The organism is Streptomyces sp. SAI-170, assembly GCF_049739565.1.
In the GTDB taxonomy this organism is placed as follows: Bacteria; Actinomycetota; Actinomycetes; order Streptomycetales; family Streptomycetaceae; genus Streptomyces.
Genome location: NZ_JBMGQD010000001.1, coordinates 5249019 through 5262640, shown reverse-complemented (window position 1 = coordinate 5262640; position 13622 = coordinate 5249019). Strand labels below are relative to the sequence as shown.

General features: G+C 69.5%; 17 protein-coding genes, 1 tRNA gene and 1 riboswitch. Of the genes, 7 read left to right on the top strand and 11 right to left on the bottom strand.

Annotated elements, in window-relative coordinates:
• Positions 1-143 precede the first annotated feature (143 nt).
• A complete protein-coding gene (locus tag RKD23_RS23575; RefSeq protein ID WP_424855464.1) occupies positions 144-2549 on the top strand; it encodes a transglycosylase domain-containing protein in 2406 nt (801 codons plus the stop codon).
• A gap of 13 nt (positions 2550-2562) precedes the next feature.
• On the opposite strand, the gene sugE is transcribed toward RKD23_RS23575, so the two are convergent.
• The 3 genes from sugE to RKD23_RS23560 form a co-directional block, all read right to left on the bottom strand.
• The gene (gene sugE / locus RKD23_RS23570; protein ID WP_239766353.1) at positions 2563-2883 is read right to left on the bottom strand and encodes a quaternary ammonium compound efflux SMR transporter SugE; all 321 of its coding nucleotides are present in this window, start codon (positions 2881-2883) and stop codon (positions 2563-2565) included.
• A gap of 32 nt (positions 2884-2915) precedes the next feature.
• Positions 2916-2998, bottom strand: a riboswitch (guanidine-III (ykkC-III) riboswitch).
• Between the two features lie 67 nt (positions 2999-3065).
• Complete coding sequence (locus RKD23_RS23565; RefSeq protein ID WP_203634995.1) at positions 3066-3368, bottom strand: GroES family chaperonin; 303 nt, start codon at positions 3366-3368, stop codon at positions 3066-3068.
• Between the two features lie 94 nt (positions 3369-3462).
• Positions 3463-3792: a DUF3618 domain-containing protein gene (locus RKD23_RS23560; RefSeq protein WP_424855463.1), complete on the bottom strand. Its 330-nt coding sequence runs from the start codon at positions 3790-3792 to the stop codon at positions 3463-3465.
• Between the two features lie 93 nt (positions 3793-3885).
• Between RKD23_RS23560 and bcp the strand changes: the two genes are divergently transcribed.
• The 3 genes from bcp (at position 3886) to RKD23_RS23545 (ending at position 5404) form a co-directional block, all read left to right on the top strand.
• A complete protein-coding gene (bcp, locus tag RKD23_RS23555; protein WP_424855462.1) occupies positions 3886-4353 on the top strand; it encodes a thioredoxin-dependent thiol peroxidase in 468 nt (155 codons plus the stop codon).
• Between the two features lie 687 nt (positions 4354-5040).
• Positions 5041-5301: an HNH endonuclease gene (locus tag RKD23_RS23550; RefSeq protein WP_424855461.1), complete on the top strand. Its 261-nt coding sequence runs from the start codon at positions 5041-5043 to the stop codon at positions 5299-5301.
• Between the two features lie 18 nt (positions 5302-5319).
• Positions 5320-5404, top strand: a tRNA-Leu gene (locus tag RKD23_RS23545).
• 42 nt (positions 5405-5446) lie between these two features.
• On the opposite strand, the gene rdgB is transcribed toward RKD23_RS23545, so the two are convergent.
• From rdgB to RKD23_RS23525, 4 genes are all read right to left on the bottom strand, one after another.
• Positions 5447-6052: an RdgB/HAM1 family non-canonical purine NTP pyrophosphatase gene (gene rdgB, locus RKD23_RS23540; RefSeq protein ID WP_404047038.1), complete on the bottom strand. Its 606-nt coding sequence runs from the start codon at positions 6050-6052 to the stop codon at positions 5447-5449.
• A 67-nt stretch (positions 6053-6119) separates the two neighbouring features.
• The gene (locus RKD23_RS23535; RefSeq protein ID WP_404047041.1) at positions 6120-6521 is read right to left on the bottom strand and encodes a hypothetical protein; all 402 of its coding nucleotides are present in this window, start codon (positions 6519-6521) and stop codon (positions 6120-6122) included.
• Between the two features lie 137 nt (positions 6522-6658).
• Positions 6659-7384, bottom strand: a complete 726-nt coding sequence (gene rph, locus RKD23_RS23530) for a ribonuclease PH (protein WP_424855460.1) — start codon at positions 7382-7384, stop codon at positions 6659-6661.
• A 77-nt stretch (positions 7385-7461) separates the two neighbouring features.
• Entirely contained in the window at positions 7462-7695 is a 234-nt protein-coding gene (locus RKD23_RS23525; protein ID WP_404047046.1) for a glucose PTS transporter subunit EIIB, read from the bottom strand.
• Positions 7696-7847: 152 nt separating this feature from the next.
• Between RKD23_RS23525 and RKD23_RS23520 the strand changes: the two genes are divergently transcribed.
• Complete coding sequence (locus RKD23_RS23520; protein WP_424855459.1) at positions 7848-9137, top strand: PTS transporter subunit EIIC; 1290 nt, start codon at positions 7848-7850, stop codon at positions 9135-9137.
• A 298-nt stretch (positions 9138-9435) separates the two neighbouring features.
• Positions 9436-10698: a PTS transporter subunit EIIC gene (locus RKD23_RS23515; protein ID WP_424855458.1), complete on the top strand. Its 1263-nt coding sequence runs from the start codon at positions 9436-9438 to the stop codon at positions 10696-10698.
• Positions 10699-10764: 66 nt separating this feature from the next.
• On the opposite strand, the gene RKD23_RS23510 is transcribed toward RKD23_RS23515, so the two are convergent.
• A complete protein-coding gene (locus tag RKD23_RS23510; RefSeq protein WP_424855457.1) occupies positions 10765-11517 on the bottom strand; it encodes an MBL fold metallo-hydrolase in 753 nt (250 codons plus the stop codon).
• A 205-nt stretch (positions 11518-11722) separates the two neighbouring features.
• Between RKD23_RS23510 and RKD23_RS23505 the strand changes: the two genes are divergently transcribed.
• Entirely contained in the window at positions 11723-12133 is a 411-nt protein-coding gene (locus tag RKD23_RS23505) for a type II toxin-antitoxin system PemK/MazF family toxin (RefSeq protein WP_424855456.1), read from the top strand.
• 18 nt (positions 12134-12151) lie between these two features.
• Here RKD23_RS23505 and RKD23_RS23500 read toward each other — a convergent pair whose 3' ends face one another.
• From RKD23_RS23500 to RKD23_RS23490, 3 genes are all read right to left on the bottom strand, one after another.
• Positions 12152-13102 carry a PLP-dependent cysteine synthase family protein gene (locus RKD23_RS23500; RefSeq protein ID WP_404047076.1) on the bottom strand — a complete coding sequence of 317 codons (951 nt, stop codon included), beginning with the start codon at positions 13100-13102 and terminating at the stop codon, positions 12152-12154.
• A gap of 6 nt (positions 13103-13108) precedes the next feature.
• Positions 13109-13387, bottom strand: a complete 279-nt coding sequence (locus RKD23_RS23495) for a MoaD/ThiS family protein (RefSeq protein ID WP_404047079.1) — start codon at positions 13385-13387, stop codon at positions 13109-13111.
• 114 nt (positions 13388-13501) lie between these two features.
• A complete protein-coding gene (locus RKD23_RS23490) occupies positions 13502-13597 on the bottom strand; it encodes a putative leader peptide (RefSeq protein ID WP_343234080.1) in 96 nt (31 codons plus the stop codon).
• Positions 13598-13622: the final 25 nt, after the last annotated feature.

The window sequence follows — 13622 nt, the reverse complement described above, 5'->3', positions numbered from 1 at the left end:
CCTGCCACGCAGTTTTCCGGCGAATGCGTGCCGCTGGCCGGGAACGGAACGCGTGGTGCGAGAGTCTTCATCTGGGGGCGAAGAAGGCGTACGAGGGCGTACGGGAACGAACGTACGACGCGACACAGGAGTCCGTGCACGAGATGAGCGACGAGCCGCAGCCGCAGCGACCGGCCGAGGGCTGGGCACCGAGAACCGAGCCGGGGACCCCGGCGGGCGAGGTGCCGGGGGACGGCCGAAAGCCCAAGCGGCCCAAGCGCACCGGGTGGCGCCGACTGGTGCCGACCTGGCGGATGGTGCTGGGCACCTTCGTCGTCGGCGTCCTGCTGATCGCCGGCCTGTTCTTCCTCGGCTACTCGATGGTCAAGATCCCGCCGGCGAACGCGCTCGCGACCAAGCAGAGCAACGTCTACCTCTACGCCGACGGCAGCCAGCTGGCCCGCGACGGCGAGATCAACCGGGAGAACGTCTCCCTCGCGCAGATCTCCCTGGACGCCCAGCACGCCGTCCTGGCCGCCGAGGACCGCGACTTCTACTCCGAGTCGGCCGTCGACCCCAAGGCGATGGTCCGCGCCGCCTGGAACACCGCGACCGGCAAGGGCAAGCAGTCCGGCTCGACGATCACCCAGCAGTACGTGAAGAACTACTACCTCGCCCAGGAGCAGACCCTCACCCGCAAGGCGAAGGAGTTCTTCATCTCGATCAAGCTGGACCGCGAGACGTCCAAGGACGAGATCCTCCAGGGCTACCTCAACACCAGCTACTTCGGCCGCAACGCCTACGGCGTCCAGGCCGCGGCCCAGGCCTACTACGGCGTCGACGCCACCGAACTCGACGCCGCCAAGGGCGCCTACCTCGCGGCGCTGCTCAACGCGCCCAGCGAGTACGACGTGGTCGCGCACCCGGAGAACCGCCGGGCCGCCGAGGCCCGCTGGAACTACGTCCTGGACGGCATGGTCTCCGAAGGCTGGCTGTCCGCCGCCGAGCGGCAGGGCATCAAGTTCCCGGCGCCCAAGGAGGCCACCGTCTCCACCGGCCTGTCCGGGCAGCGCGGCTATGTCGTCGACGCGATCAAGCAGTACCTCACCGAGCACGACATCCTCAGCACCGAGGAGCTGGAGCGGGGCGGCTACCGCATCACCACCACGCTCCAGAAGAGCAAGCAGAACGCCTTCGTGAAGGCCGTGAACGACCAGCTGATGTCCAAGCTGGACAAGAAGAACCGCGAGGTCGACAACTACGTCCGCGCGGGCGGCGCCGCCGTCGACCCGAAGACCGGCAAGGTCGTCGCGATGTACGGCGGCATCGACTACGTCAAGCAGTACACCAACGGCGCCACCCGCCGGGACTTCCAGGTCGGCTCCACCTTCAAGCCGTTCGTGTTCACCGCGGCCGCGCAGAACGGCTCCACCACCCAGGACGGCCGCCCCATCACCCCGAACACGGTCTACGACGGCACCAACGAGCGCCCGGTCGAAGGCTGGGACGGCGGCCACTACGCCCCGGAGAACGAGGACTACGTCGACTACGGCGACATCTCCGTCCGCGAGGCCACCGACAAGTCCGTGAACTCGGTGTTCGCCCAGATGGCGGTGGACGTGGGCGTCGAGAAGGTCAGGAAGACCGCGATCGGCCTGGGCCTGCCCGCCGACACCCCCGAGCTGCAGGAGGCCGGGCCGTCCATCGCGCTCGGCGTCGCGCAGGCCAGCGTGCTGGACATGGCGGAGGCGTACGCGACGCTCGCCAACCACGGCAAGCACGGCACGTACACCCTGGTCGAGAAGATCACCAAGGACGGCAGCGAGGAGATCCGGCTGCCCGCGCGCAGCACCGAGCAGGCCGTCAGCCGGGAGGCCGCCGACACCACCACGTCGATCCTGCAGAGCGTGGTCGAGAACGGCACCGCCTACGCCGCCCAGGAGGCGGGCCGCCCCGCCGCCGGCAAGACCGGCACGGCGGAGGACGACAAGGCCGCGTGGTTCGCGGGCTACACCCCCGAGCTGGCCACCGTGGTCGCCGTGATGGGCCAGAACCCGGAGACGGCCGAGCACGAGCCGCTGTACAACGCGCTGGGTCTGGACCGCATCAACGGCGGCGGGCCGCCCGGGGACATCTGGGCGCAGTTCACCCGGGACGCCCTGGAGGGCACGCCGGTCACCGACTTCGACCTGTGGGTGCAGGAGGAGGAGGGCACGTGGGACCTGCCGACGGAGGAGCCCTCCGAGGAGGAGCCCACGGACGAGCCGTCCACGCAGGAGCCGACCGAGGAGGAAGAGGAGCCCTCCGACACGCCGTCCCCCGGCGGCACGACGGACGGCGGGACCACCGGGGACGGCGGCGTGGTGACCGGCGGCGGAGGCGTCGTCACGGGCGGCACGACCGAGGGCGGGGGCGTCGTCACCGGCGGCTCGACCGGCGACGGCGGGACGACCACGGACGGCGGCACCACCGGCGACGGGGGCACCACGGACGGCGGGACGGACGCCGGCGGCGGAGGCGACACGGACGGCGGCCTGGTCACGGGCGGCGGAGACCTCAGAGGTCAGTGACCTGTTCGAGAGGTCAGTGGCCTGAGGTCGCCTTGAGACCCACCACGGCGACCAGCAGCAGACAGATGAAGAAGATCCGGGCGGCGGTGGCCGGCTCACCGAGCACCACCATGCCGAGCACCGCCGCACCGGCCGCACCGATGCCGACCCAGACGCCGTAGGCGGTGCCGATGGGCAGTGTGCGGGCGGCGTAGGACAGCAGCACCATGCTGGCGACGATGCCTGCGCCGGTGAACAGGCTGGGGACGAGACGGGTGAACCCGTCGGTGTACTTCATCCCGATCGACCAGCCGACCTCGAGCAGACCGGCGACGACGAGCAGAACCCAGGCCATGGGGAGCACCTCCGAGAGACAGCATGTCAGGGGGTGCGTCGTCTTTGCGCGTCCGCCAAGGTGCGGCGGCCCCGGTACGGCGCGTCTCGTCGGGGGGTCTCCTTCGAATCTAGCAAGCAAATGAGTGAAGGGCCGGTGACGATGGTCACCGGCCCCTCACGCAGGCACAGATTCAGAGGTACTCAGAGATACAGGCCGGTGGAGTCCTCGGACCCCTCGAACCGGTCGGCGGCGACGGCGTGCAGGTCGCGCTCGCGCATCAGCACGTACGCGGTACCGCGCACCTCCACCTCGGCCCGGTCCTCCGGGTCGTACAGGACGCGGTCCCCGGGCTCCACGGTCCGTACGTTCTGCCCCACCGCGACGACCTCCGCCCACGCCAGCCGACGGCCCACGGCGGCCGTGGCGGGGATCAGGATGCCGCCGCCGGAACGCCGCTCGCCCTCGCTGGTGTCCTGCCGCACGAGAACTCGGTCGTGCAGCATGCGGATGGGCAGCTTGTCGTGATGGGTGCTGTCGTTTCTGTTGGCGCTCACACCTCGAACCTACCTGCCTTCGGCGCCTGGGGACGCGAGAGGGTCAGCCCTTGCGGCGCCGGGTGCCGAGGGCGAGCAGCCCGACGACACCGACGGCGAGGAGCGCGACCGGAAGGACCCGCTCCAGGCGAGGCGCTCCCTCGTCGTCCACGAACTTCTCCCTGACCTCGGTCACGACCCGGTTGACCTGTACATAGGCCTTGCCCAGGGTGTGATCGACATTCGCCACGACCTTGGCCTTGGCGTCGCCGACGATGGTCTTCGGGTGCACCCGCACGCCGATCTCGTCGAGCGTCTCGGCCAGCACTTCGCGGCGGCGCCTGATGTCCGCCTCGATCTGCGCCGGGGTTCTGGTGTCCGACGTGTCCGCCACCGTACGGCCTCCGTGTCTGCTGATGCTGTCCCGGACAGTCTGTCAGCTCAACGGCCGCCCGCACTGTCAGGACCCCCCGTTAGTCTCGTTGGCATGAGCGAACGACTTCAGCCCGGGGACGTGGCCCCCGCCTTCACCCTCCCCGACGCGGACGGCAACGAGGTCTCCCTGTCGGACCACAAGGGCCGCAAGGTCATCGTGTACTTCTACCCCGCCGCCCTCACGCCCGGCTGCACCAAGCAGGCCTGCGACTTCACGGACAACCTCGACCTCCTGGCCGGCGCCGGCTACGACGTCATCGGCATCTCCCCCGACGCCCCGGAGAAGCTGGCCAAGTTCCGCGACAAGGAGTCCCTGAAGGTCACGCTGCTGGCGGACCCGGAGAAGACGGTCACGGAGTCCTACGGCGCCTTCGGCGAGAAGAAGAACTACGGCAAGACCTACATGGGCGTCATCCGCTCCACGATCGTCGTCGACGAGGAGGGCAAGGTCGAACAAGCCCTCTACAACGTCCGCGCGACGGGGCACGTGGCCAAGATCATCAAGGATCTGGGCATCTGATCGACCCACCCCGGCCCGGCCCGGCGTGACCATCCGCCCTTCGGATCGTTGATCCGTTCGAGAGAGGAACGTCCGGTCGGGCCGGAAGGGGGACGCGTGGAACATGAGGCACTCGCCTCCGCAGTGAGCCAGTCGCGCACATGGAACGAACTGGTGCGCCGACTTGGCCTCAAGCCCAGCGGAGGGCAGCGGCGCGCGCTCCAGCGGGCGGTTGCCGCACACGGCATCGACACCAGCCACTTCACCAGGCACAAGTACTCGGACACGGCCATAGCCGCGGCGGCGGCGTGCTCCTCGACCTTGCGGGAGGTGGCGCTGAAGCTCGGCGCGACTCCCGCAACCGCTGGCTGGCCCTGCTGTGCGGCCCGGAACGCTTGCCCATCTCCCCTTCACGGACGACGAACTCCGGTCGGCCGCCCAGTCGACTGACAGCATTCGGGCCACAGCCAGGGCCCTCGGAATCCCTCACGATGGTCGAGTACGGGCAGCTCTAGGCCGCCTCCTGCGAGAACGGGGCATCAGCACAGCGCACTTTCGTCACACACGAACGACCGTCCCCGAAGATCGTCTGCGTGAGATCGTCCCTGCGGTGTCCAGCTATGCGGATCACGGCTGGGCCTCGACACCAGCCATTTCAAGCGGCGGAGCTGGGGGGCGGCTCCACGACCGCGCTCACGCGCCGCGGACGTGCTTCGGATTCGCCCTCCCCGCTTGGCACGCCCGAACCGCGAACGACTCCACGCGGCGCTTGAGTGCGAATGGCTCGGGCAGTCGATCACGCTCCAGATCGACCACATCAACGGCGACTGGCTCGACAATCGCGCGGAAAACCTTCGCTACCTCTGCCCTAACTGCCATGCGCTGACCGCCACATGGTGTCGTAAGAAGACCCGGCGCGGGGCGAGCGGGCATCCCCGTACACTGTGGTCACCTGACGGCACCGGCTAGCCGGATGTCCGTTTTAGGGCGGTCGTGGCGAAATAGGCGATACGCGCGGGTTTTAGGTGCCCGTGGGAGAAATCCCGTGTGGGTTCGAGTCCCACCGACCGCACTCTTCTTCGGTTCGTGTGCCGGCGGGACGAACCGGTCGCTGTCAGCCCCCCAGCAGCTCCCGCACCACAGGCACGAGCCCCCTGAACGCCTTGCCGCGATGGCTGATCGCGTTCTTCTCGGCCGGGGTCAGCTCCGCGCAGGTGCGGGTCTCGCCCTCGGGCTGGAGGATCGGGTCGTAGCCGAAGCCGCCGGTGCCGGCGGGGGTGTGGCGCAGGGTGCCCAGGAGGCGGCCTTCGACGACGCGCTCCGTGCCGTCGGGCAGGGCGAGGGCGGCGGCGCAGGCGAAGTGGGCGCCGCGGTGTTCGTCGGCGATGTCGGAGAGCTGGGCGAGGAGCAGGTCGAGGTTGGCCCTGTCGTCGCCGTGCCGGCCGGCCCAGCGGGCGGAGAAGATGCCGGGGGCGCCGTTCAGGACGTCGACGCAGAGGCCGGAGTCGTCGGCGACGGCGGGCAGACCGGTGGCCTGGGCGAGGGCGTGCGCCTTGAGCAGGGCGTTCTCGGCGAAGGTGACGCCGGTCTCCTTGACGTCGGGGACGTCGGGGTAGGCGTCGGCGCCGACGAGTTCGTGCGGCAGCCCTGCGTCGGCGAGGATCGCCCTCAGCTCGGTGATCTTTCCGGCGTTGCGGGTGGCGAGGATCAAGCGGGTCATGGCGTCCAGTATCGCGGTACGGCCATGACCCGCTCGCGGTGCCTCAGGAGCGGCACCAGGAAGTGCCTTACGGCGTGCAGACCTTGGTGAGTTCGCCGGCCGCGTCGGTGACGCCGCTGATGTCGGGCGTCTCGTCGCCGTTGTCGATGGCGGTGGTGACCTCGGTCAGTGCCTTGCGCAGGTCCTCGGTGGCCTTGTCGAGGTCGGCGTCGCCGGTCTCGGTGTCTATCTTGTCGAGGCTCTCACCGACGGCGTCGATGGCCTCGTCGGTCTTGCCGGGGTCGTCGGCGGCGTTCTCGACCGCCTGCTGGAGGTCGGTCACGGCATCGGCGACGGCGTCGGCGGTCTCGACGCAGTTCAGCGCCTTGTCGACGGCGTCGCAGCCGGTGGTCAGGCCGGCCGTCAGCACGACGGCCGCCAGGGTGGCGGCGACGGCTGCGGTACGGCGGCGTCGGCGGCTCGCGGCCATGGAAACGGTCCCTCCCTCTGGGCCTTGCGGCCCCTCAACGGCCGGGCGCACAGGGGTGAGCCGGTGCGCCCGTATTCCTAGTGACGCGGCGGCGGGCGGCCCGGTTGCCCGGACCGCCCGCCGTCACTGTGGGTGTGTTACTGCGTGAGCGCCTTGGTCTGCAGCGCGGCCAGGTCGGTGCAGCCGGCGACCGCGAGGTCGAGCAGGGCGTTCAGCTCGTCGCGCGCGAAGGGCTGGGCCTCGGCGGTGCCCTGGACCTCGACGAAGCGTCCGTCGCCGGTGCAGACGACGTTCATGTCGGTCTCGGCCCGTACGTCCTCCTCGTAGCAGAGGTCGAGGAGCGGGACGCTGCCGACGATGCCGACGGAGACGGCGGAGACGCTGCCGGTCAGGGGCTTGCGGCCGGGCTTGATCAGCTTCTTGCCCTGGGCCCAGGCGATGGCGTCGGCGAGGGCGACGTAGGCGCCGGTGATGGCTGCCGTACGGGTGCCGCCGTCGGCCTGGAGGACGTCGCAGTCCAGGACGATCGTGTTCTCGCCGAGGGCCTTGTAGTCGATGACGGCGCGCAGGGAGCGGCCGATGAGGCGGGAGATCTCGTGGGTGCGGCCGCCGATCCTGCCCTTGACGGCCTCGCGGTCGCCGCGGGTGTTGGTGGCGCGGGGGAGCATGGAGTACTCGGCGGTGACCCAGCCTTCGCCGCTGCCCTTGCGCCAGCGCGGGACGCCTTCGGTGAAGGAGGCGGTGCAGAGGACCTTCGTGTCACCGAAGGAGACGAGGACGGAGCCCTCGGCGTGCTTGCTCCAGCCGCGCTCGATGGTGACCGGGCGGAGCTGTTCGGGGGTGCGGCCGTCGATTCGAGACATGGCCACGAGCCTATCGGGAGCAGCGCGAGGGGCTCCTCCCGCGGTGGGAAGAGCCCCTTACAGGTGAACCGGTGGGCTCACATCATGTCTTCGATGTCGGCGGCGATCGGGTCGGCGTCGGTGCCGATGACGACCTGGACGGCGGTGCCCATCTTGACGACGCCGTGGGCGCCGGCGGCCTTCAGGGCGGCTTCGTCGACCAGCGACGGGTCGTGGACCTCGGTGCGCAGGCGGGTGATGCAGCCCTCGACCTCTTCGATGTTGTCGATGCCGCCGAGCCCGGCAACGATCTTCTCAGCCTTGCTGGCCATGTTCTTTCTCCCTGATCCGAACCGCTTTGTCGCAGTAACCCACAGTTGGCCCATTTTCGCGAGCGATTGTGCCGCCGGTACCGAAGGATGACGTCACAGCAACGAAATCGTCCGTGACTGGTCTACACCACCTGACAGGCGGTCGCCAAACCATGAGTGAAGAAGCCGTCAGTCCCCCGCGCGCTCACTGGAACAACCTGTTCCAGGGGCTGCAGAAGATGGGCCGCAGCCTTCAGCTCCCCATCGCCGTGCTGCCGGCGGCGGGCATCCTCAACCGGCTCGGCCAGCCGGACGTGTTCGGCAAGGACGGGCTCGGCTGGACCGACGTGTCCAAGGTCATGGCGGGCGCGGGCGGGGCGCTGCTGGACGGGGCGTTGGGGCTGCCGCTGCTGTTCTGTGTGGGTGTGGCCATCGGTATGGCGAAGAAGTCCGACGGTTCGACGGCGCTGGCCGCGCTGGCGGGGTTTCTCGTCTACTACAACGTGCTGCGCCAGTTCCCGGAGGACTGCCCGGCGGGGACGAAGCCGGTCCCCAACATCGGCTGCCAGGGCAACATCGACGCGACGGTGACGGCGTTCACCTATCAGAACCCCGGTGTCTTCGGTGGCATCGTGATGGGTCTGCTGGCGGCGTTCTTCTGGCAGCGCTACCACCGCACCAGGCTGGTGGACTGGCTGGGCTTCTTCAACGGCCGCCGGCTGGTGCCGATCATCATGGCGTTCGTCGCGATCGCCTTCGCGGCCCTGTGCCTGTGGGTCTGGCCGCCGATCGGTGACGCGCTGGAGAGCTTCAGCGACTGGCTGAGCGACGCGGGTGCCTGGGGTGCGGGCATCTTCGGCATCGCGAACCGTGCGCTGCTGGTGATCGGGCTGCACCAGTTCCTGAACGTGCCGATCTGGTTCCAGTTCGGGACGTACACCAAGCCGGACGGCTCCGTGGTGCACGGCGACATCAACATGTTCCTGGCGGGCGACCCGGACGCGGGCCAGTTCCTCACCGGCTTCTTCCCGATCATGATGTTCGCCCTGCCGGCGGCGGCCCTGGCGATCACCCACACCGCCCGCCCCGAGCGCCGCAAGGAGGTCGGCGGCCTGATGCTCTCGGTGGCCCTGACCTCGTTCGTGACGGGCATCACCGAGCCGATCGAGTACTCGTTCCTGTTCATCGCGCCCGCGCTGTACGCGGTGCACGCGCTGCTGACGGGCGTCTCGATGGCGGTGACCTGGGCCCTGGGCGTCCACGACGGCTTCAGCTTCTCGGCCGGCCTCATCGACTACATCATCAACTGGAACCTGGCCACGAAACCGTGGCTGATCATCCCGATCGGCCTGGTCTTCGCGGCCGTCTACTACGCCGTCTTCCGCTTCGCGATCACAAAGTTCGACCTCAAGACACCCGGCCGCGAGCCGGAGGAGGAACACGAGGACGTCACCAAGGCCTGAACTCCCCGCCCCTCAAGGCCCCTTGGACCCCCGGTCCGAGGGGCCTTTCCGTGGCCTTTTCCGTGACCTTTTCCGTGGCCCTTTGCGTGGCCTTTTGCGTCGCCCCGCCGGGCACTGCGCGTAGCGCCGCGGTAGCAGGAATCGCGGGTTCCTTATACGCCCTTCACCGTGCTACAACAGGTCTACACCACTGAGTGGTGTAGACCATGCGGAGGTCCCGAACGGGCGCCGCAACCCACCGAAGACGCCGCCGTCCCTTCCCATGTCCTGGGCGGCGCCTTGCCCACTGGAGGAAGTTGTGACCACGGCCAGCGCCGCTCCCGCGGCCGACAAGAAGGGCGCCGGGGTGATGTCGGTCCTGCAGCGCATCGGCCGCAGCCTCATGCTGCCGGTTGCCGTGCTGCCGGCCGCCGCCCTCCTGGTGCGCCTCGGCAACACCGACATGCTCGGTCGCCCGGAGTTCCCGGCCTTCCTCACGAAGATCGCGGGCTTCATGGCGGCCGGCGGCAACGCGATCCTCGACAACATGGCGCTGCTGTTCGCCGTGGGCATCGCGATCGGCTTCGCGAAGAAGTCGGACGGCTCCACGGCGCTCGCGGCCGTCGCCGGCTACCTCGTCTTCAAGAACGTGCTGGCCACGTTCACGGACGGCAGCCTGCCCAAGAAGGAAGCCATAGTCGACGGCAAGATCGTGATGGTCGAGCAGGCCGTCGACGCCAAGGTCCTCGGCGGTGTCGTCATGGGCCTCGTCGTGGCCCTGCTCTACCAGCGCTTCTACCGCACCAAGCTGCCCGACTGGGCGGGCTTCTTCGGTGGCCGCCGCCTGGTCCCGATCCTGTCGGCCTTCGCGGGTCTGATCATCGGCATCGTCTTCGGCTACATCTGGCCGATCCTCGGTACGGGTCTGCACAACTTCGGTGAGTGGCTGGTCGGCTCCGGCGCCGTCGGCGCGGGCATCTTCGGTGTGGCCAACCGTGCGCTGATCCCGATCGGCATGCACCACCTGCTCAACTCCTTCCCGTGGTTCCAGGCCGGCGAGTACCAGGGCAAGAGCGGCGACATCGGCCGCTTCCTGGCGGGCGACCCGACCGCGGGCCAGTTCATGACCGGCTTCTTCCCGATCATGATGTTCGCCCTGCCGGCCGCCTGCCTCGCGATCGTCCACTGCGCCCGCCCCGAGCGCCGCAAGGTCGTCGGCGGCATGATGTTCTCCCTCGCGCTGACCTCCTTCGTCACCGGTGTCACCGAGCCGATCGAGTTCACGTTCATGTTCATCGCGCCGGTGCTGTACGCGATCCACGCGGTCCTCACGGGTGTCTCGCTGGCGCTGACCTGGGCGCTCGGCATGAAGGACGGCTTCGGCTTCTCGGCCGGTGCGGTCGACTTCTTCCTGAACCTGGGCATCGCGCACAACCCGTGGGGCCTGGCCCTGGTGGGCCTGTGCTTCGCCGCGGTCTACTACGTCGTCTTCCGCTTCGCGATCGTCAGGTTCAACCTGCCGACGCCGGGCCGCGAGTCCGACGAGGAACTGGCCGAGCTGCTGAAGGCCGAGGCCAAGTAACAGCGCGCGGGACGAGGAAGGCCCCGGGAGCGGTGGACGCTCCCGGGGCCTTCCCCTGTTCAGCCCTCAGATCTCGTACGACATCCTCGGCGCCGCCAGCTCCACCGGCCCGCTGTACACCGCGCGGGCGTCCGCGAGGTTGATGTGGGGGTCCGTCCACGGCGGGATGTGGGTGAGGACCAGGCGGCGGGCGCCGGCGCGGGTCGCTGTCTCGCCGGCCTCGCGGCCGTTGAGGTGCAGGTCGGGGATGTTCTCCTTGCCGTGCGTGAAGGCGGCCTCGCACAGGAAGAGGTCGGTGTCGCGCGCCAGTTCGTCGAGGACGGGCGTGACGCCCGTGTCGCCGGAGTACGTCAGCGACCTGCCGCCGTGCTCGATCCGGATGGCGTACGCCTCCACCGGATGGGCCACCCGCTCGGTGTGGACCGTGAACGGGCCGATCTCGAACGTGGACGGCTTGACCGTGTGGAAGTCGAAGACCTCGCTCATCGAGGAGGCCGAGGGGGTGTCGGCGTAGGCCGTGGTCAGGCGATGCTCCGTGCCCTCGGGGCCGAACACGGGGAGGGGGGCGCAGCGGCCGCCGTCGTGCCGGTAGTAGCGCGCGACGAAGTACGCGCACATGTCGATGCAGTGGTCGGCGTGCAGATGGCTGAGGAAGATCGCGTCGAGGTCGTAGAGACCGCAGTGGCGCTGCAGCTCGCCCAGGGCGCCATTGCCCATGTCGAGGAGCAGCCGGAAGCCGTCGGCCTCGACGAGGTAGCTCGAGCAGGCCGATTCCGCGGACGGGAACGACCCCGAGCAGCCGACGACGGTGAGCTTCATGAAGCAGAAACCTCCGCTGGCGGGATGTGAAAGACGGGGGTCGTGCGGTCCGTCGAGCGTAAGGCGCAAAACGTCCGGTCGCTCCTCCGCCAGGGGCTGTTGTGGGCGAACTCACCTGTGCTGTCACCGGTTCGGCTGGACCGGGGGCGCGTGCCGCGCGTCGGAGGGCGCGCGGGGTGGTGGGTGCGCCGGTACCTTCGTCGGTATGGACACGTCCTGGTGGCTGGCGCTCGGTGTGGTGGCGCTGCTCGCTGTCGCGGCCGCGGTGGTGTGGCGGGGCCGGGCCGGGCGGGCGGTGGGCGTGGAGCGGCCGCGGCCTGCCGAGATCTGGTGGGCGAACGTGCCCTTCGAGGACGGACCGGGGGCGAAGGACCGGCCGTGTCTGGTGCTGGCGGTGCGGGGGCGGCGGGCCACGGTGGCGAAGATCAGCAGCCGGTTCCGTGACGAGCGGGCCGGGGTCGTGCCGCTGCCGCCGGGCGCTGTCGGCGATGCCCAGGGGCGGGCGAGCTTCCTGGAGACCGACGAGCTGCGGGAGGTGCCGGTGTGTGAGTTCCGCCGGAGGGTGGGGGTGATGGACCCGGTTCTCTGGGACCAGGTCCGTCACCTTGCGAGCTAGGGCAGCCTCACGTCAGCGTCACGCCCAGAGCTGGCCCTGCAGCGTCTCGATCGCTTCCTCCGTCGTCGCCGCCGTGTAGACGCCCGTCGAGAGGTACTTCCAGCCTCCGTCGGCCACGACGAAGACGATGTCCGCCGGCTCGCCGGCGGCGAGGGCCTTGCGGCCGACGCCGATCGCGGCGTGCAGCGCGGCGCCCGTGGAGACGCCGGCGAAGATGCCCTCCTGCTGGAGCAGCTCGCGGGTGCGGGTCACCGCGTCGGCGGAGCCGACGGAGAAGCGTGTGGTGAGGACGGAGGCGTCGTAGAGCTCGGGGACGAAGCCCTCGTCGAGGTTGCGCAGGCCGTACACCAGGTCGTCGTAGCGCGGCTCGGCGGCGACGATCTTCACGTCCGGCTTGTGCTCCCGGAGGAACCGTCCTACGCCCATCAGGGTGCCCGTCGTGCCGAGGCCGGCCACGAAGTGGGTGATCGAGGGGAGGTCCGCGAGGATCTCCGGGCCGGTCGTCGCGTAGTGGGCGCCCGCGTTGTCCGGGTTGCCGTACTGGTAGAGCATCACCCAGTCGGGGTGCTCGGCGGCGAGTTCCTTGGCGACGCGCACGGCGGTGTTGGAGCCGCCCGCGGCCGGCGAGGAGATGATCTCCGCGCCCCACATGCCGAGCAGGTCCCGGCGCTCCTGGGAGGTGTTCTCGGGCATCACGCACACCATGCGGTAGCCCTTGAGCTTGGCCGCCATGGCGAGCGAGATGCCCGTGTTGCCGGAGGTCGGCTCCAGGATGGTGCAGCCGGGCGTCAGACGGCCGTCCTTCTCCGCCTGCTCGATCATGTGCAGGGCGGGGCGGTCCTTGACCGAGCCGGTGGGGTTGCGGTCCTCCAGCTTGGCCCAGATGCGGACGTCGGCGGACGGCGACAGCCGCGGCAGGCGCACCAGAGGGGTGTTGCCCACCGCGGCCAGCGGAGAGTCGTAGCGCATCGCTGATCAGGCCATGCCGCCGGCCACGGCCGGCAGGATCGTGACGCTGTCGCCGTCCGTGAGCTTGGTGTTGATGCCGTCGAGGAAGCGGACGTCCTCGTCGTTGAGGTAGACGTTCACGAAGCGGCGCAGCTGCTCGCCGTCCACGATGCGGGCGTGGATGCCCGCGTGCCGGGTCTCGAGGTCGGTGAACAGGTCGGCGAGGGTGTCACCGCTGCCCTCCACCGCCTTCTGACCGTCGGTGTACTGGCGGAGGATGGTCGGGATGCGGACCTCGATGGCCATGGCTGTGGGCTCCTGTCGGGAGTGGATGACGTCGGTGGGCGCGCGGCGGCGCGGATCATGCGGGGTGGTGCGGTGAGCGCCGCGGCTCCACGGCCGTACGGCGGCAGGGCAGCGTCAACAGATGGAGCTGGCGAGCCTGCACAGGTCGACGTGCAGCCGCGCCACGAGCAGCATGCCCGGCGTCTTGTCGCTCACGTCGTTCAGAACCATGCGCTCATCGTATCGATTCCCGTCC